The following is an 18,227-nucleotide window of genomic DNA, read 5'->3' on the forward strand; positions in this document are numbered from 1 at the left end:
CATCCTTCAAAACAATATTTAATCACCACTTCTTTATCTTGAAGGTAAACTGAGTAATAGATTGAATCAGAATATGAACTCAGATATCGTTTGTGGATGAATTAAATAAATTTAAAACGGGTTAATCTACAGCCTCGTTAGGTGTTTTCGTAAATGGGTGTCACTAGTTTTCTAATTAAAATCACCCTTACGCTAATTGGCGTTGGATTGGGAGGTTTGATAGGATTTTGGGGATTATTTGTAGTCTCATGGATGTTAGCCCAGTTTGTAGAGGATCAAACAAGTCTAGGATGGCTTTGGGTCTTCGCCTTAATAACGACTCCATTGGGCGCCATAGTTGGTGGGGGATATGGTTTTAGGCTATACCGTGGATCTACCAATCAAAAAAACACCTAACAAACAAAGTCAGCGGGACTTTTACTCGCTGCAACGTTGAAAAGTGTTCACTATAACTGGGATGATAGTACGGTCAGCTTAACGTTTTCTGTTTATACGCTCGAATTAAAAAGCACTACCTCTTACCAGTTGATATTTGAAGGTTGCTCGGATTTACATATTCCACATTTAAGTGAATGGGGTGAATCAAGCTCAGTTAATACACTTTCAATGGACAATGAGTTGTACAAAATAGAAATGCAAAGTGGTGATGTTATCGCTCTAAAATCAAAAGGCTTTAACTTTGTACCAATTGCCTTATAACAAACAAATTAGGGCCGACGCGCAAACAGCGCACGCCGCCTATTCGAAGCGTTAGGTGCTTATGCGTACAGTCATACTTTTATTCACGTTGTTGTTAGCAAGTTGCACCAATTCCGAGGTGAATGAGCTTTACGCAACATGTATGGACTTTAAAAAGCCATTGGACGTTAAAACCCTATATCAGACTTATCGGAACGGTGAATTATTGGAAGTTACGAATGAAGGAAATCAAATTCACTTTTTCTCTCCTCATCAAGATTACAACTTGATATATAGCTCTTTTATTGTTGCAGAGATAAATAAAGATAAACTAGTGCTAAGCTTGAAGTGTGCGGAAAATAAGTATGCGTTTTGACAATCAGCACCTAACAAATTGCCTAAGATCGCCGCAAAAAGCGCGGCTGGGACAAATACTCACTGGGCTCTGCCCAACAACGTTCGCATTTGCCCCTTGGCAAAGCGTTAGCTATACAGAGAAGGAATTTAGATATGCAACTAATCATAAATACTAAAAAAGTTGATAATCCGTTAGCTGTTGTAGCACTCTCACTTTTCGCAATGTGTGTCATAGCTGCAGTTCTATCCCTGATAATATTTGTTGTGCTACCGCTGATTGGTTTGTTTGTATCAGGTATGTTAGCGGTACTTTTTATTGTAATTACACCAATAATTTTCTGGCTCGTTTTACCTGCTCTTAAGATTTCAATAATTGCTTGGTGCTTTGGTAGATTTTCAAAGTAAATGCTAGTTTTGTATAGTAAAGCTAACAAACCAAATCAGCGGGAATTTTACTCGCTGAAAAACGCTCATAAAATCCCCATATGTTAAGCGTTAAAGCGCTAGTCGTATTCTGAGAAGTTGATGCACCCAAAGTTCTTATCATTATTTTTAGTTTTGTTTTCATTAAATATTGCTTATGCCGAAAGCGATACTCATATTGAAACCGAAATCCAAAATACTATCGACACTGAAGATATTGTAGGACTATCTTGGTCAACAATTTCAAAGGGGCATGTTGAGGTTGGTAGTGTTGGATATGCAAATATTTCAAAACTTGAACATATGATGCCTGCACAAAAAATGCATGTAGGCTCAGTTACCAAATCGGTTCTGGCAATGGGCGTTCTCCATTTAATATTTGAAGGAAGACTCTCATTAGATAGTAATATTGAAGCACTATTGCCAGGATTGAACTTCGACAATGTTTGGGATCATCGTTCACCTATTAAGGTCAAAAACTTACTCGATCATACTGCTGGATTAGACAATATCAGGATGTGGCAGTTACTAAGCACTAAACCTTTACCAAATACGCCACTTGGAAAAGCTTTTGAATCAAGCAGACAAAACTTATTAAAGATTAGAACTGAACCAGGAACGCAATACTCATATTCCAATATGGGATATACATTACTTGCAATGGTTATAGAAGCTGTAACCAACCAGCGTTATGAAGAGTTCCTCGATGACAACCTTTTAGCCCCTTTAGAAATGTATGACAGTAGCTTTGAGTTTATCAGCCAACAAGGACAGTACGCCGATCCTTTATTAGCGATGGGCTATCATGAAAATAATGTTACTCAAATTGCTGTGTCTAGCTATCTTAGACCTTCGGGACAATTCACAACTACCGCCATTGACATGGCTAAGTTTATGAATTTTATTTTGAATGAAGGCAAAGTAAATGGTCAAAATTTTGTAAAACCTGAGCATATGAAAATGCTTACTAATCCTTCAAACACTAAAGCACATATAGAAGGTCTGAATATTGGGCATGGCCTTGCGTTTGCTAATAGAGATCGGCATAACGTGCTTGGCATGTGTCATCCGGGTACAACATTCGGATTTAGAGCCTATATTTGCCTTTTTCCAGATGAAAAAAAGGGATTTTTTTACGCCGCTAACACGGATAACGAAACTGCCGACTATGAAAAGTTTAATGAATTATTTATCAATAAACTAAGCGTGGTGTCAGCGTCTATTGCAGAGAGCACGGGAAAGGGAATTGGGTTGTCAAAGTTGGAGGGCATTTATCTACCATCTCCAAATAACATGGCAGAATTTGAATTCATTGATATGCTTTTCAATTTTATTTGGTTAGAACAATCAAACGAGCACCTTCTAATGAAGTCATTGCAAAATGCCGATAGGCGCTTAATTCAAGTCGGCGATCACTTATTTAGAGATGTTAACAGGACACAAGCTTCTCATGTTTTCTATTGGGATAGTCAGAGAAGATTGTTTCTTAGTGATGGTCTTAAAACGTTTAAGCAAGCATCAATTATAGCATTGGTACTTTATTGGTTAAGCTTAATCTTTGGTCTAATAGGACTGTTTTATATATTTTTAGTCGGGTTAATTAGGGTCATTAAACGAGACAAAGAAAGTTTCGTTCGAATAAAATGGGGATTTATAAACCTACTATTGTTCAGCTTTCCTGTATACCTCTATGTTCAGCAATCCTTTCTACAATTTGGTGATATTACAGCGGCAAGTGTTTCCTTGGCTTTTCTTTCAGGAGTTTTGCCACTAACACTGTTATTTTCTTTATGGATTTCTCTAAGAGTAAAATTACAAAGTAAACTAATTAAATTGGATGTTGCGGCAATTTTGATATCGGTACAATTAGTTTTAGTAATGGTTTTCTGGGGGCAGCTCCCCGTTATATTTTGGCAATAAAGAGTAGCGCTTTAACAAGGCCATCAAACGGACACGTGCAGTTTGCTCGCGCTTTGCGCAGTTTAGCAAAGTGTACTTAGCCGCTTATAGCGGCGTTAGCCACTACACACTACAGAGGAGCCTTCCAAATTGTTTGGTTTATTAAAGAAAAGATATTCTAAATTCATCATAATAGAATTGAATGCACGACTTAATCCAGAGGACAGAGTAGATTTTTATGAACAGAATTTGAAAGCTGCGATATAGAATTAGAAGTAAGAGATACAAATCCTGAAGTCATTGAGCTGTTAAAACAAACACTAGACTATATCGGTACACCTAAGGGTTCTAAAATTACCATAGAAGATTCTCAAGAAACTATTTCGGTTGGCGACCTAGAAGGGCTAGCGGTTTATCTAGATGGCGTCAATCTGCACCAAGATGTTTACGAAGAATGCGACATTGAGTATGTATATGATGAACTAGAAAGGTTATCAGCAGGCGCTGGAAATCTAGCTAGTTATTGGGAAGGGGAGTCTGAGACCGCTTTTTACATATATGGCGAGTCATTTAACAAAATTAATGAGCAGATTGAGCCATTAATTAAATCTTACCCACTTTGCAAAAATTGTCGGATCGAGAGAATTGCTTGAACGTCGCTAACAAGTGCATATGGGGATTTTACTCGCTGCCTTCGGCAAAAACACTCGTAAAAGCCGCTGCTTTGAGGCGGTAGAAAAACCTATTTTTGTTCAAAAAAACACACATTAATTACTTGCCACAGAGCATGCTTACCCAGGCATTGCTTTAGAAACCTATCAGGTACTAGAAGCCAATAGGGAGGCTGCCTTTTACGAAGAGCTTGTAATAATCTGGATGGTTTTCTTTCCACAGCTTAATATTATGTTTTTAGTCCTAGAATGCATGGCGGTGTAATGGCTGCTGATATTGAGTCAGAGAACGGGCTAGCACAGATGAAAGAGCCGATGGTTTTAGCTCTTTTAAGTCAGCCGAAATAGCTCAAAACTGATCGATTCAACTTACCAGTTTAAATGTGAGCTACTCAGGTAAAGTGCCCATCAAATCTTGAATAATAGATTTTTAACAAAGTCTTAGTTAGCTATTGTTTAACTGTGTAATGCCCATATTAATATTGGTTATTCGTCATCCTATACAATCATTGTATTTTTACCCTTTATAAAGGAAGTCTATGCCAGGATTACACCGCATTATTCTTATTAATTGTCACCTTCCTGGTTTTGTTGAACTTGATGTGTCTGGCCACAGTAATATTTGTGGTACTAACGCGTCTGGGAAAACCACATTACAACGCCTTATTCCTGTGTTTTATGGTGAGTTGCCTAGTAAAGTGGTACCTAAAACTCGTAAGAAATTTGATGACTTCTATTTACCCCACGCCAACAGTTACCTGATTTACGAATATCAAAGAGAAGACGGGCAAGATTGCCAAGTGGTACTGACTCGAAAAGGCACCGATGGTGTGCAATATCGTCTGGTTGCTGCTCCATATCATCAAGAGCAATTATTGGTAGATACTGAACAGGGCAATGTACAAGCTATGTTACCAGAGCAGTGGATTAAGCAGCTGCGTCAGCTGAGTATTGAGTTTTCTCACAAAATACAATCCACTAGCGAGTTTCGTAGCATCATTCAAAATGATGCTAGTGTGGGTAGAGCTGTGGGGCGTGAAAACACTAAGCTTAGGCAGTTGGCTAGTCGTTATAGTTTGGTATCTAGTCAGCATCGTATTCGGCATATGGAAAAGCTAGTCAGTGCGGTTCATGCTAAAGAAGGTAAAATGGATACCTTACGTACTATGTTAGCTGCAATTTTTGAAGAAGATGGTTTGGTTCAACCCACAACTACTGTCAAAAATACTAAGGCCCGAGAATGGATCACGCAAATGCGTCAGACCATGCGGTTACAGTCTATGCAAAGTGAATATCAAAATATTCAAGTACAGACCGACAAACTGAATGCCATTGAAAGCCAGTTGTTGCAACTCAAACCTGTTTTAGACAAAGACTTACAAGCTCTTAGTACTCAAAAAGCAGATGGCCAAGAACAGCGCAATAAAATTAAAAGTCAGCAGAGTAGTGAAAAAAGTGCCTTTGAGTTAGCTGAAGGTGCACTAAATAGTCGTGTCAGCGAAACCGTTGAAAACCTCAAAGCAAAATCCTCACGGCTCGATCATATCCAACAGCAATATGAGAAATATCAAGATTCAGATATTGATCAACTGCAAAAAGATACTGACGCATTACCTCTCAAGCGAGAGGAGTACGAGCAAAAGTTAGAGCAATATAATTTACTGATTGAACAACATAAGGATTTACAGAGTCAACTTGAACAGCAGAAACTTAAACTGTCTGAGTCGTTAGAGCGGTTATCTCGTAAAAATCAGGCTCAAGTTAAAACTATTGGACAACAAAGAGAAGCTAAGCGTCAATCCCACAATGAGAAAGAGCTAGAGTTACGAGGCCAATTTGAGCTACGAAAAGAGCAGCAGTCCACAGAGTTTGATTCTGAACTATTAGAGCTTGAGCGCAGTATTGTGCGCCAAGAGCACCAAGCTAAGCTCGCCACACCCACAGAGTTAGAAATAGAAAATGGCACCTTAGCGGATAAACGTTTAGAACTAGCGCAGCGTGTTTGGCAGCAAACATCTAGCGCCAAACAGCAAGCAGAGAATGCTTATCAACAGCAAAGAGCTATACGTGATAATGCTGATAAAGCCCTGCAGCACGCCAGACAAACAACTAGGCAAGCCAAAGAGCGCTTAAGTCAAATAAATAAGCAAGTATCACCTGAACAAGATAGTTTAAGACAATATCTGCGAGACAATAAGCCAGGTTGGGAGCAAGATATTGGTCGCTTGATCAATGAGCCTTTGCTTGATCGTAAAGATCTGTCGCCCCAGCTTTTAGCATCAAGTAAGAGTAATGAAGCTGAACTAAATAGTTTATTAGGTGTGCAGTTAAATCTAAGTGTTATCGACGCGCCTGATTATGCTCAAGATGAAGCTGCATTGAGTTTAGCTTTAGAGCAAGCTCTAAAACAGTTGTTGGCTGCCGAAAAACAGCAAAAACAGAATGAGTCTGAATTAGACCAGTGTCATCAAGAAGCTGAACTTAAGCGAGAAGCAGTGGCTGAACAAAATCGCTTGTTTGAGCAAGCTGAGCAGGAAGTTGCTTATGCGCAAAGCGCCAAACAACGTTTTGCCGATGAATTAAAAGCAGCGTTAGCCAAACGTAAACAACACGCGCAACAAGCCTTGCAGAAGTTATTAGACGACAAACAACAAGTATTGGCGCAAAAACAACGTGCCATTGATGAATTAAAATCTGATTATGAAGAACAACTATTAGAATTTAAAAGTGGTTGGCAAGATGAGTTAGCTATTTTAGATGAGCAAATTGAAGAATTAGACTCTCAGGTTGAGACCAAAAGGCAGCAAAACCGTGAACAAATTAAACAGCTAGAACATGCATTTAATCAAGAGCTGGCAGACCAAGATATTGATCCCAATACATTGCGAGATCTTAAACAACAAATCGAAGCATTAAAAAATCATATTCAAGGCGTAGTGGTAAGGCGTGATGAGTTAAATGAATATAAAACCTTTGTGCAAACTGATTGGTTAAAGCAGCGACCAGAATTATTAGAGCAAGAAGCAGAATTAAAGTCTTTAAATCAACAATTACAACAGCAGCAATCAAGCTTAGTCAGTCAGTATCAAGCTAAACGAGCTGAGTTATCAACTGCTCTTGCTGCAACAGATAAAGCCTTAGCAAGTTGTAGTTCTTTGATAACCGAAATCGAGCCTATGGTGCGGCAGCTGAGTCATATTGTATTTTCTTTTGAGCCATCAGATCAGGTAAGCATTAACCTTGGTGATCAGGCTGAGCGAATAAGCCGTGCGAATGAAGCGTTGGAAAGCCGCAGTCGTGGTGAGAAAAAATTAAAAGAATCCTTAACTGAATTTGAGGCGGTACTTGGGAAAGATGCAGGTAAAGACTTTCTTGATACCATGCATCAAGCTTTTGCGGTTTTAGATGAAGACGCTAATGTTCGTGATCGTTTACCTATTTTACAACGACTATTGAGTATTTTAGAGTCTCGTCAGCGACAAATTGTGGAGCAGGGTGAAACCATAGGGGGGGACTTAAATCGCTTCTTTACTGTGTTTAGTGATATTAATCGAAAAATTGCTCAACAAAGTAAACGCATCACCGAAGAAGTGTCTGATGATTTAAGTTTAGACGGTATTGCCCGTTCAGAGGTGAAAATCATTTCTACTGTGGATGAGCTGAACTTCTGGGCTCCATTGAAACGCTTTGCACAGCAATATGAAAGTTGGAACAAATCTGATGATTACCTGCCAAGTGAAGCGTACTTAGATAATTTGGCAGATGTTGTTGAAGTGCTGCCCAATGATGCTAATTACAGTATTGAGTCTTTGCTACGTTTGGAATTACACCTTAATGAAGGTGGCTCAGATTTAGTGATTAAAAATGACAGACAATTACTCGAGTCTTCGAGTCATGGTATGGCGTATCTCATACTATGTAAGTTTTTATTAGCTTTTACCCGTTTACTACGTAACCAAGCTGATATTCATATTCATTGGCCCATTGATGAAATTGGTACCTTGGCATATCACAATGTGGAAAAACTGTTTAAGGCTTGCGACACCAATCATATCCATATTCTAGGGGCATTTCCGAACCCTGAATCAGATGTATTGATGTTATTTAAACATAGATATTTGATTGATAAACAAAAACAACAATTAGAAAAAATTGAGCCTAAACTCAGCCGTATTGCACAGCGTTTACAACAAAACAGTGCATCAACCACAGAGATAGAGCAGGTGAATGCATGATAGAACATGGCCCTTTATTAGAACGTTTACTTGAAGGCGAGTTTATTTGCGCAGTGACTGATGAGCATAGTTTTCACAAATTACAAAACGAAGCGCTGGTGGAAGAGTTTAATCACTTTTTACGACCCTTAAATAGGCGAGTGGCAAAAAGTGATGATGCCTCAGTTTATTTTTTGGCGTATTGTGATTTAAGTCAAAATGCACGGCACCACTTAAGCCAGCAGTTCTCAACTACAGTACAATCTTTGTTACCTATGCTTGAATGGATGCAGTTGGTTCAAGAGGCCTTAGGTCGAGATGGAGCCTTAAGTGCTGGTGATACCATTAAATTACAAGACTTTGAGTCTAAAGTGGTTGATAACCAATCTTTGATGCAGCGCCTAGCCCATCTTGCTGGAGACAAGGTATTTAAGTCCACTAGTGATAAAGTGGATATGCAAATTAAACAAGTGTTTAAACGTATAAAAGAACTGGGTTACTTACATCAACCTCACAAAGATAGGCTGTTCTATATTGTGACGGGGAAAATAGAGCACCTTATTGAGTTAGTGCGTTTTATCAAAGATGAAGAAAATCTGCCCATTGATGATGTGCCCGAGCAAGAGGCAATGTTTTGAATCAGCCCTCAAAGTCAAATAATGCCCTACAAAGTAATCCCCTTTTTGATTTAGGAAAAGAGCGCTTAGAGCTTATTGGCAAACATTCAGAAGCGTTAATGCAAGGATATTTACAAGGCCATGTGGACGAAACTGCCTTTACTGTACAGGCATTAGATAAGTTGATTAATGGTCGCATTTTATGGCGCCCTGATGAACAGCAGCCTTTAGCATTGCGGCCAAATGTAAATGATTTGATTGCTAGCTTGACCCAAGATGAGCGTAAGCGACAAATCAACTCCGATGTAGGTGAGCACCTAGATCAAATTCACACTCGAGTACAATCACTACAAGCGGCCCGTCAGAAAGGTGATTACGCTGCCACTGAGCATCATATGCAACTGTTAACTGAGCGTGTGTATGACATGACAGGGCAATTTGGTGATGCCATTGAAAGTTTGTGGCACAGGTTAAATACTGAGTTTGGTTTTGTCAGTAGTCTAGATGATAAAATTTTAGAAATTGAACTCGCCCAGCGCCAGTTAAGGCGCATACTTGATGGGTTTAGCATCATTAATTTTGATGATTTGATTCAGCTGGCGGGCAGTGACGGCGCCTTGCGAAAGTTACTGGTTAGTCAATTACAAGCTCGTATTTCAGAACACTCTGGCTCCTTACTAGAGGTTCAAAAGCGCCTAGTATTGCTAATGGCGCGTTTTCGTCATCAACAAGACAGAGCCTTGCTAATTAATCGAATGAGTGCTTTTTTGCGGCAACACCCGAATTTTCAAGTGGGGGACTATCCAAACCGTAGCGAGGTGCCCGCAGTCGTTAATCAAGCTCACGGTATAAAAGCTCACGCCTTTGTTGCTTTAGACAGGGCTCAAGATGGCTATGCTTTAGCAGAGCTCGCCAGAGCAGTACCCAGAGCGCCTGAACAAGGCTCACAATCAGAAACCCAAACCGAAGGGTTTGCTGTCGCTGTGCAAAATTTAGTAGCAACAGAGCAAAAGCAACTCGCTAAAGACGTAGAAGATTTCTTCATTCGAGTGATAGAAAGCCCAGAAGCGCTGAGTGGGGTTGATTATCTAGCGGAGCAGGAATTGCCTTGGGAGCCAGAAATTTGGCTGTTCCAAATTGTGGCTGAATACGAAGGCTTGCCGCAACAGAATAAACAGAGTTTTATGCTTGAAAAAGACGCCGCACCTCAAAGTCGTTTTAATCAGCTGCATATCATTAAAGATGTAAGGGTAGGGATGCGCTTTTTTGGTGATTTTCAGGCGGTTGGTTAACCTGTATGTCAGCCTCGATCTCCTCTAAAGCTAAGGCCTTGTTGTTAGAGCAAAGCACCAAGCTTATGGTTGATGATAGGGCTTCCACCACTGCTGTTGCAGCGATTAAAGAGATACTTAGATGGTGTGACAATGAAAATATTGTTCCTGGAAAATGGCTCGTTGATGGGAAAAAATATCGTTTTAATCGACAGGGCATAGATAAAATACAACAGGCTTACCAGAGTGCTATGTCTGAAGATATATTTACCGATTTTAGCCAAGATGATCATCAAACTGCATCAACAAAAAGTACTAATGAAAAACAAGGTAAGTTAAAGCCAACCGCGCACCTTATTCTTGCGGCAGTGACAAAAGGAGCCAGTTATGATGGCTTTCACAGTGAGTTTTACCCATGTCATCAAGTTAACGTTGAAATTAATATAAACGAGATTAAGTTATCTAGGTATGACGCTTTAATCATGGTTGAAAATCGCGATAGTTTTAATGATTGGTTTATGTTTCAGACACACATTTCCCATAACTTAGGCAAAGTATTCGTTATTTATCGTGGTGACAGTGATTACTCTGAAGCTGCCTCATCGTTCTTAAAATTATGGCGAGTTCATGACTCTAATAAACCAGTAGTATATTTTGGTGACTTTGACTTGTCGGGTTTGAGGTTAGCACTATCGGCGAAGTGTTCTCATCTTTTATTGCCCAGCTATGAGTTTTTAAGAAGTAATGTAATCTCTCAGCATTAACCTGATGAGCAGCAAAAATATTTAGTGGGTTTAGAGCGTGATTGCACTCAAGGTTGGCAAGCATTATTGAGTTTAATGTTTACAAAGGGGGCGGGCTTAAGGCAGCAACGAATGTACAATACTGCCTTACTTTTTTACCACTGCTGATAGCCTACTTAAAAGGTGTAAGTCAGGCCCAGCGTTATACGCTTGTCGGCAATATCGCGGTCTGCAGAGTCAGAACTCCTGTCTAATAATTGTGCACCTAAATTAAGCTTTAAGTGTTGAGCTACTATACGTGATACGTCTAAACTAGAAGTTAAAGTATTATCTGTATCATTTGAGCCTCTAGGTTTCGTTCTCGCGTAGCGAGTACTAAAGTTAACATCAGTTTTCTTACCGAGTTCATAAGCAATGACTACTCTTGCACTTCGCGTGCTCTGTAGTTGCCCTGACTCTAAGTATTCAGTTTCACCATAGGAAAGGGTTAATGCTGTTTTTAATCTGCGTTTGTCATAACCAATATTAAAACTGCCAGCTTTACGTAGAATTATTTCTTCACTAATATCGGTTTCGATATCCGTTGAAGCTCTAAATTCTTCACCTGCTTGTAATTCATAGCTGAGTGAATCAGGTTGAAAGCACTCTCCTAAGTCAACGCTGCCAATGGGGCACACAAATAAACTGGTTCCCCCCTCACCAAAGGATAAGCGAGAAAAGGAGGTAACTTGTTCAGAGTAATTTACTGAGCTTCTATAAAATTTTAAGTTATGGCTAAAATCCATTGTATAGGCATCACCATAGAATCTTTTACCATAGTTGAAATTCAATGCGGTTCTACTTGATAGTGCCCAAGCTATATCTAACCCGATGTAATTGGTGGTATTTTCACCTTCATCTAGTTGATTGTAGGTAACGGAGATGCTTCGTTCATTCATAGGTTGCCACATAACGCCAGCACCATAACTAGTGCTATCTAAATTGGTTCTAGTTGCAAAGCCAGTGGTATCTACATCATATTTGGAAGAGTACCCTTGAGCGAGAAAACTAACGTTCTGATTGAATGGTAGCCCTACTTCAGCACTGACCTCAGTAGAAGAGAAGTTCTGAAAACTAGCTCGAGTAGTGTCATTATAGCTAGCAGACAAGTTGAAACTTAAACTATCTACTTTTCTTCCTTCAGATATTGCTGCAGATAATCCAATGTTGGAGCCATCTACACCAAAATCACCTTCAATAGATTCTTCAGTTGTTGTTTCTGAATAGCTTGTTTGAATGGATAAGCCAACGTACTCCGGGTTGGGTGTTACAAAGTTTAAAGCAGCTGCCACATTGTTAAATTTCGTCAAATCTCCAGCTGCTAATATTTTATCGCTGACATAATCTTGCTCTTGATTAATTACTCGGTAGTTTTCTTTTCCGCTAATGGATAGTGTTAAAGCGTTATCTATTAATGTGGTTAGGCCATCAACTGCAAATTCTGTGTACGTTTTGTCGGCATCTACATTTCCGGAAATTTGCTCTACTTTGATATGTTCAGCATATGCAGACATATTCATACGTCTGCTTGAATATGTAGCTGTCACGGTTGGAGTAATTGTTGCAACTTTATTCGTTTCAGGCTCTTCAGAGCCTGTTTTAGTTTGGTATACATATCCAGTTGTTGTTACTTTACCTTCAACATCTAGATCGTTAGCCTTTAGCTGACTAGAGGTGGCCACTATTGTAATAAGGGACAATTTAAATACCTTATTAAATGAGTGTAAACGCCTAGTCGACACTTTAATTAGCTCCTGCGTAATAGTATCCATACCCAGAACCATCAGAGTTAGCTTTTTCGGCTTTATTGACAACAAAGCCTATAGCCATGTCTGGGTTAAGTTGCTTAACGGCATTAGATACATCCGCTAACTTAGTTTTTGTCTCTTCAACTACAACTAAAGCTTGCCCTGCCAAGTTCGCTAAGATTGCTGTTTCGTTAATGCCTAAAAGTGGGGGAGTATCAACAATAACGACACGATCTGGATATCTATTGGCAAACTCTTCAACGGCTTCTTGCATTTTTTCACTGGCAAGTAATTCTGTTGACAGGTGGTGTGATTTACCTGCTGGAATAATTCTTAAGTTATCTAAGTTAGTGGTACACATAACCTCCGATATATTATCTTTTTCACCTAATAAGAACTCCATTAAACCTACGGTATTGTTTAACTCTAAAGTTCTCATTACATTAGGTTTTAATACATCAGCATCAACTAGTAGCACCGTTTTATCTTGTTCGAGGGCGATGCTTAGCGCTAGGTTTACCGCTGTAAACGTCTTTCCTTCACCTGGCCTGGAGCTACTCACCATAATAATATTGCTATTGTTTAATGACTTAGATAACGGACCAAAGGCATTGTCCAAAAGCTTACGTTTTATAGCTCTATATTCTTCATTAATAATTTGACGTTGCGAATTGGTTGAAACAAACCCTTTTTTATCTAACGCTTCAAAATCAATTTCTATGTCAACCTTATTTGTTGTGCTTTTGCTAGGTTGAACCCTCGGTGATTGGGTACCAACTGCTTTTTCTATAGAGCTACTTGCAGGTTCTGCGTTAACTGTCGTGTCTCTATCAGGCTGTTCAGACGCTTTTTGATTCTGTTTCTGTAACGCTTTTTCAATTGAGTTCAAGAGAAAACCCTCCCGTAAATGTCAATTTGCATGACTTCTGCTGCTATTAGTGCACTGTACAAGCCAAAAATTATTAGAGAAGAGAGTAGGAATACTAACAACCTAGAACGATTGACTTTGTTAATATGTTTCTTATTCAGGTGGCTAACTGTTCCTAATACAGGGTAGGAAGTCATAGTGGTCAACTGACTTGCTCTGATCACTACAGGTGTAATCTGACTCACTAAAAAGGCTACTCCCAATCCAGCAGCAAAGCCTAAGAACAGAACAGCTGTATAATTTATTATTCTATTAGGGCCTGAAGCATTTTTAGGGGCTAAGGGAGGATCAATGACGCGAAATTGTACGTTCTCGTTTGATACGTCCGCCTTTTGCGCTAATTCTGCTGACTCTTTTCTTCCTAAAAGCTCTTCATATTTTCTTTTGGTAATTTCATAGTCTCTGTTCAATGCGGTTCTTTCAGCTTCTACTTGAGGAACCAAGTCAATTTTTTGTTTAAGAGTTTCAATCTTGTTGGAGTAATCTGACTCTCTGACCTTCATTGAGGCGATTTGGCTTTGTAATCTGCTCATCTCTAGCTTTAACTCACTAGCTATTGAGCCTATTTGATCTGAGTTGTCACCTTCACTACCGGATAAGTAATCTGCAATCTCTTTTTCGCGAGCTTTTCTAAGAGAATCTAATAAGTTATTCGCTTCAATTACATCGGGGTGAAGATCTGTATATCTAAGTGATAACTGATCTAGGTTTTCTTCAAGGTTTTTTATTCTGTCATCATATCTAGTGGTTAGCTGAGATTGCTCATCTGATGGGCGAACCGAAAACTCATCAGACTTATCGTTGTTACCATTAATTTGAGTCGATAAAGAAGCGATTTGTTGTTCGGTTTCTTTAATTTTTAATTGAATTTCTTCTAACTGAGACTCTAATTGTGCATAGTTTTGATAGAAGGTACCTTGATTTGGTAATAGGGCTGTATATTTTCGTTTGAAATTCGCAAGCCTCTGTTCTGCTGAAGCTAATCGGCTTTCGTATTCATCAATTTGTTCATCTATGAATTGGCTGGCAGAGTCTGAGTCTTTTCTGCTATTTCCTTTAGTACCCTCAACAAATAAATCTAAGGTTTCTTGTACCACTGTTCGTGCCATTTCTGGGTTTTTATGATTATAAGAAATGGAATAGAGGTTATCTCTACCCGTTGATTTTAGTTTTATGTTGTTAGATAAGGAGTTAATTAGGTTTTCATATTGAGTAGGGTTAGTAGTGGTTATGTCTAGGTCCGACTCCCTTGCAATGACTTCTAAGTTAGGTCTGCTTAGTAAGGTCTTTACCATCATGGCGATTTCTTGCTGAGGGTTAGTTTGTATTGCTAAACCTCTCAACAACGGTTGCAAAACCGAACGTGTATCTACATATACTCTAGCTTGTGACTCATAAACATCAGGCATTGATGCAACGTAAAAAAAGCCTATTGGGCAAATTAACCATGAACAAATAATTATGTAACGCTTTTTTACCCACACACCCTTAATATAGCCGATTAAGAGCTCGAGAGTTTTTTGAATATCCTGCATCTATTTATAAATCCATCTGTAATTAAGGTCTAAAACCAAGCTTCTGGAATAATGATGATATCGCCGGGAAGCATATCAATATTTTCTTCAATATCTCCATTTTTAATTAGATCATCAATACGTATTCCATAACTTTTTTGTTCTCCGGCTACCATTCTCACGAGCTTCGCATCATTACCGTCAGCAAACTCAGTTAAGCCTCCTACAGCAATCATTAAATCCAATAATGTCATTCTTTCAGTATAGCTGACTGCACTAGGGTTAGTTGCTTCACCAATTACTCTGACTTGCTCACTTAATGGGCCTGTGAAATTAGTTACACTCACCGTAACTCTTGGATTATTAATATATTTGCCTAATTGCTCTTCAATTTCTCTTGCGAGCATCGTAGCGGTTTTACCTGATACCTCTATATCTTCTACTAGTGAGGTAGTGACCTTACCATCGGGACGTACGATAAATGAGCCTGATATATCAGGATTTCGCCATACAAAAATAGATAAGTTATCGCCAGGGCCGATCAGATACTGATAATCATCAACCGAGGTGGTGATGGATGTGTACTTAGTCGCGCTTGGCAATTTACTTAGGTTACTTGCGCATCCAGTTGTTAATAAAATTAGAAAAAATATTAATTTTGACAATGCTATTTTGTTAGTCTTCATGTAGATTACTATCCCGTAAGTTTGAAGTCGCTCACTCTCAATGTAGCAAGTTTTGCTCTTGCTAGACAACCTTAATATGGTGATTATATTGAAAAAAGAATTTGATATAATTTTATTGGTTATCAATTGATATACAAGAGTTCGGATCCTAATACATGGTTGGAAAAGATAAATGAGTTTTGGAAGTAAAAAAGAAATTAGACGCTCAAATGTATTGATGGCGTTAGAAGTTTTAATGGTGGCTTATGTCGGGTATTTAGCTTCCTTGCTTGTAAAACATTATTTGAATGATTCTTATAACATTATTGCAACAATTGATTTTTTTGTGCAAATTGGCTTTTTTACTATTTTAGTCATTGTTTCAGCATTATCAGTGGGATTATATGAATCTAAGCTTCGTGAGACTTTCCGAGGGATCATAAGGCGTATTTTTGTTAGCGTGGCGATCGGATACTTTGTAACCGAAGTAATAAGTAGTAGTTTCTTTCAAAGCGTTGAGGTTAGCGAATATTACCTACCTATATACGCAGGTCTAACAATCGTTGCCATGGTTTTTCTTCGCTATTTTGTAAATAGACTCGGCATTCTTGGTCTTGGTCAAGCGAAAATTATAGTAATTGGTGCAGGTGAGAGAGCCTCAATTATTGAAAAAAGAATGCGGCGTGAAGTGGATAGATTTGGTTTTGAACTGGTTGGTTTTATTCCTATTCCGGGTGATAACAGGGAAGAAGGGATTCAAAACGAAAAGCTTATTCACGTAAGAATAGACGAAAACTTTAGAAATTTTATTACTGATAATGATATTGATGAAGTGATTATTGCCTGTGACCAAAGACGAGGTACCTTGCCGGTTGAGATTTTATTTGACTGTCGCTTGAGAGGAGTCGAAGTCACTGATCTGTTAGACTTTATGGAACGTGAAACGGGGCAAATTGTTGTGAATCTAATGTACCCAAGTTGGGTGATTTATTCCAATGGATTTAACTCTCAAAACTATTTAAGGGATGCCCTGGATTACTCTGTAAATTGTGTTTTAGCTACTATAGTCTTATTAATGACTTGGCCGTTTATGTTGATTACAGCTTTAATTATCTTTTTCGAAGATATAAGAGTAAAAGGTGCTTCTGTTTTTTATAAACAAGAAAGAGTGGGCCTCAATGGTCGTCTTTTCAAAATTATTAAGTTTAGAAGTATGCGACCGGATGCGGAAAAAGACGGTGCAAAGTGGGCTACAACCAATGATTCAAGAGTTACTAAAACTGGGGCGTTCATTCGCAAATATCGAATTGATGAGTTACCTCAATTATTAAATGTATATCGCGGTGAAATGTCTTTTATTGGCCCCAGACCAGAACGTCCTCAATTTGTAGAACAGTTGATAAGAGAAATACCTTACTATAATCAAAGGCATAATGTTAAACCGGGGTTAGCTGGTTGGGCACAACTTAATTACCCTTACGGAGCTAGTGTTGAAGACTCCATGGAAAAATTGAAATTTGATCTTTATTACGTCAAACATCAAAGTGTGATGTTAGATATTTTGATTTTGATCAGAACGGTTGAAGTCGTACTCTTTGGCAAAGGAAGATAACAGTGGCTACCCCGATTCTTAATGCTATGACGGTCGACGTAGAAGATTTTTTTCATGTCTCTGCCTTTGAATCAGTTATCGACCCTTCACAATGGAAAGAATACCAACCTAGGGTTGATGCTAATACTCGCAGATTATTAGATTTGTTCGCTAAGTATAATGTGAAGTCTACGTTTTTTGTTTTGGGGTGGGTGGCAGAGCGTTTTCCTGAACTTGTTACAGAAATTCATCGTCAGGGTCACGAAATCGCGAGTCATGGTTATGCTCATCGAAGAGCCACTTCCCAAGATCGTAAGGAATTCAAAGAGGATGTTACACGCTCCAAAGATCATCTCGAAGGGCTTATCGGAGAGAGAATAACAGGCTATCGAGCGCCTAGCTTTTCAATTGGATATGATAATGAATGGGCCTTTGAAGTTTTAACAGAACTAGACTTTGGCTACAGTTCTAGTACTTATCCAGTTAAACATGACCTTTACGGTACACCTGACTGGCCAAGGTTTACCTACAAACGTAAAGAGGGAATTGTTGAAATTCCCATCCCTACCTTAAAGCTCATGGGTAAACAAACTCCAATCGGCGGTGGTGGATATTTTAGACTCTACCCTTATGCATTATCTAAATTTTTAGTTTCTAGTTATTTGAAAAAAGAAAGACAACCTTACTCATTTTATTTTCACCCTTGGGAGATCGATAGTGAGCAACCACGGTTAAATAATGCGCCCCTTAAATCTAAATTTAGGCACTATGTTAATTTAGACAAAACATATGGCAAGTTGGAAAAGTTGTTGCAGGACTTCTCATGGGGAACCATGAAAGACGTGTATAACATACCATCAAAATAAGGA

15 protein-coding genes are annotated in these 18,227 nt (G+C 38.8%); 11 read left to right on the top strand and 4 right to left on the bottom strand.

What is annotated here, in order from left to right; genetic code table 11:
* Window positions 1-153 precede the first annotated feature (153 nt).
* The 9 genes from ABJD71_RS07435 (at window position 154) to ABJD71_RS07475 (ending at window position 10,894) form a co-directional block, all read left to right on the top strand.
* Entirely contained in the window at window positions 154-396 is a 243-nt protein-coding gene (locus ABJD71_RS07435) for a hypothetical protein (RefSeq protein ID WP_348166846.1), read from the top strand.
* 36 nt (window positions 397-432) lie between these two features.
* Window positions 433-699: a hypothetical protein gene (locus tag ABJD71_RS07440; RefSeq protein ID WP_348166849.1), complete on the top strand. Its 267-nt coding sequence runs from the start codon at window positions 433-435 to the stop codon at window positions 697-699.
* A 61-nt stretch (window positions 700-760) separates the two neighbouring features.
* Complete coding sequence (locus ABJD71_RS07445) at window positions 761-1,054, top strand: hypothetical protein (RefSeq protein ID WP_348166852.1); 294 nt, start codon at window positions 761-763, stop codon at window positions 1,052-1,054.
* 134 nt (window positions 1,055-1,188) lie between these two features.
* A complete protein-coding gene (locus ABJD71_RS07450) occupies window positions 1,189-1,440 on the top strand; it encodes a hypothetical protein (protein WP_348166855.1) in 252 nt (83 codons plus the stop codon).
* A 120-nt stretch (window positions 1,441-1,560) separates the two neighbouring features.
* Window positions 1,561-3,378 carry a serine hydrolase domain-containing protein gene (locus ABJD71_RS07455; RefSeq protein WP_348166858.1) on the top strand — a complete coding sequence of 606 codons (1,818 nt, stop codon included), beginning with the start codon at window positions 1,561-1,563 and terminating at the stop codon, window positions 3,376-3,378.
* Window positions 3,379-4,567: 1,189 nt separating this feature from the next.
* Window positions 4,568-8,263, top strand: coding sequence for an ATP-binding protein (locus tag ABJD71_RS07460; RefSeq protein WP_348166861.1), 3,696 nt, complete (start codon window positions 4,568-4,570; stop codon window positions 8,261-8,263).
* Window positions 8,260-8,880, top strand: a complete 621-nt coding sequence (locus ABJD71_RS07465; RefSeq protein WP_348166864.1) for a hypothetical protein — start codon at window positions 8,260-8,262, stop codon at window positions 8,878-8,880. The genes ABJD71_RS07460 and ABJD71_RS07465 overlap by 4 nt, the downstream gene beginning before the upstream one ends.
* Window positions 8,877-10,151 (top strand): hypothetical protein, encoded by a 1,275-nt coding sequence (locus ABJD71_RS07470; protein WP_348166867.1) that lies wholly within the window; start codon window positions 8,877-8,879, stop codon window positions 10,149-10,151. The genes ABJD71_RS07465 and ABJD71_RS07470 overlap by 4 nt, the downstream gene beginning before the upstream one ends.
* A 5-nt stretch (window positions 10,152-10,156) precedes the next feature.
* Entirely contained in the window at window positions 10,157-10,894 is a 738-nt protein-coding gene (locus ABJD71_RS07475; protein ID WP_348166870.1) for a hypothetical protein, read from the top strand.
* A gap of 155 nt (window positions 10,895-11,049) precedes the next feature.
* Here the strand turns inward: ABJD71_RS07475 and ABJD71_RS07480 are convergent, their stop codons facing one another.
* Genes ABJD71_RS07480 through ABJD71_RS07495 form a run of 4 tightly spaced genes read right to left on the bottom strand, consistent with a single transcriptional unit; the run spans window position 11,050 to window position 15,788 of the window.
* The gene (locus ABJD71_RS07480; protein ID WP_348166873.1) at window positions 11,050-12,684 is read right to left on the bottom strand and encodes a TIGR03016 family PEP-CTERM system-associated outer membrane protein; all 1,635 of its coding nucleotides are present in this window, start codon (window positions 12,682-12,684) and stop codon (window positions 11,050-11,052) included.
* Window positions 12,656-13,549 (bottom strand): XrtA-associated tyrosine autokinase, encoded by an 894-nt coding sequence (locus ABJD71_RS07485; RefSeq protein WP_348166876.1) that lies wholly within the window; start codon window positions 13,547-13,549, stop codon window positions 12,656-12,658. The genes ABJD71_RS07480 and ABJD71_RS07485 overlap by 29 nt, the downstream gene beginning before the upstream one ends.
* The gene (locus ABJD71_RS07490) at window positions 13,546-15,123 is read right to left on the bottom strand and encodes an XrtA system polysaccharide chain length determinant (RefSeq protein WP_348166879.1); all 1,578 of its coding nucleotides are present in this window, start codon (window positions 15,121-15,123) and stop codon (window positions 13,546-13,548) included. Before ABJD71_RS07490 ends, ABJD71_RS07485 begins: the two co-directional genes overlap by 4 nt.
* A gap of 29 nt (window positions 15,124-15,152) precedes the next feature.
* Window positions 15,153-15,788: an XrtA/PEP-CTERM system exopolysaccharide export protein gene (locus ABJD71_RS07495; RefSeq protein WP_348166882.1), complete on the bottom strand. Its 636-nt coding sequence runs from the start codon at window positions 15,786-15,788 to the stop codon at window positions 15,153-15,155.
* Window positions 15,789-15,960: 172 nt separating this feature from the next.
* Between ABJD71_RS07495 and ABJD71_RS07500 the strand changes: the two genes are divergently transcribed.
* Together ABJD71_RS07500 and ABJD71_RS07505 are read left to right on the top strand one after the other, a co-directional pair.
* Window positions 15,961-17,379 (top strand): TIGR03013 family XrtA/PEP-CTERM system glycosyltransferase, encoded by a 1,419-nt coding sequence (locus tag ABJD71_RS07500; RefSeq protein ID WP_348166884.1) that lies wholly within the window; start codon window positions 15,961-15,963, stop codon window positions 17,377-17,379.
* 2 nt (window positions 17,380-17,381) lie between these two features.
* On the top strand, window positions 17,382-18,224 hold the full coding sequence (locus ABJD71_RS07505; RefSeq protein ID WP_348166887.1) for an XrtA system polysaccharide deacetylase: 843 nt from the start codon (window positions 17,382-17,384) through the stop codon (window positions 18,222-18,224).
* Window positions 18,225-18,227 lie beyond the last annotated feature (3 nt).

The sequence above is a fragment of the Paraglaciecola sp. genome (assembly GCF_039943935.1).
Classification (GTDB): domain Bacteria; phylum Pseudomonadota; class Gammaproteobacteria; order Enterobacterales; family Alteromonadaceae; genus Paraglaciecola.

Coding starts and splice junctions, on each gene's coding strand:
- ABJD71_RS07435 (WP_348166846.1), top strand. CDS start 154: ATGGGTGTCACTAGTTTTCTAATTAAAATCACCCTTACGCTAATTGGC.
- ABJD71_RS07445 (WP_348166852.1), top strand. CDS start 761: ATGCGTACAGTCATACTTTTATTCACGTTGTTGTTAGCAAGTTGCACC.
- ABJD71_RS07450 (WP_348166855.1), top strand. CDS start 1,189: ATGCAACTAATCATAAATACTAAAAAAGTTGATAATCCGTTAGCTGTT.
- ABJD71_RS07455 (WP_348166858.1), top strand. CDS start 1,561: ATGCACCCAAAGTTCTTATCATTATTTTTAGTTTTGTTTTCATTAAAT.
- ABJD71_RS07460 (WP_348166861.1), top strand. CDS start 4,568: ATGCCAGGATTACACCGCATTATTCTTATTAATTGTCACCTTCCTGGT.
- ABJD71_RS07465 (WP_348166864.1), top strand. CDS start 8,260: ATGATAGAACATGGCCCTTTATTAGAACGTTTACTTGAAGGCGAGTTT.
- ABJD71_RS07475 (WP_348166870.1), top strand. CDS start 10,157: ATGTCAGCCTCGATCTCCTCTAAAGCTAAGGCCTTGTTGTTAGAGCAA.
- ABJD71_RS07480 (WP_348166873.1), bottom strand. CDS start 12,684: ATGGATACTATTACGCAGGAGCTAATTAAAGTGTCGACTAGGCGTTTA.
- ABJD71_RS07490 (WP_348166879.1), bottom strand. CDS start 15,123: ATGCAGGATATTCAAAAAACTCTCGAGCTCTTAATCGGCTATATTAAG.
- ABJD71_RS07495 (WP_348166882.1), bottom strand. CDS start 15,788: ATGAAGACTAACAAAATAGCATTGTCAAAATTAATATTTTTTCTAATT.
- ABJD71_RS07500 (WP_348166884.1), top strand. CDS start 15,961: ATGAGTTTTGGAAGTAAAAAAGAAATTAGACGCTCAAATGTATTGATG.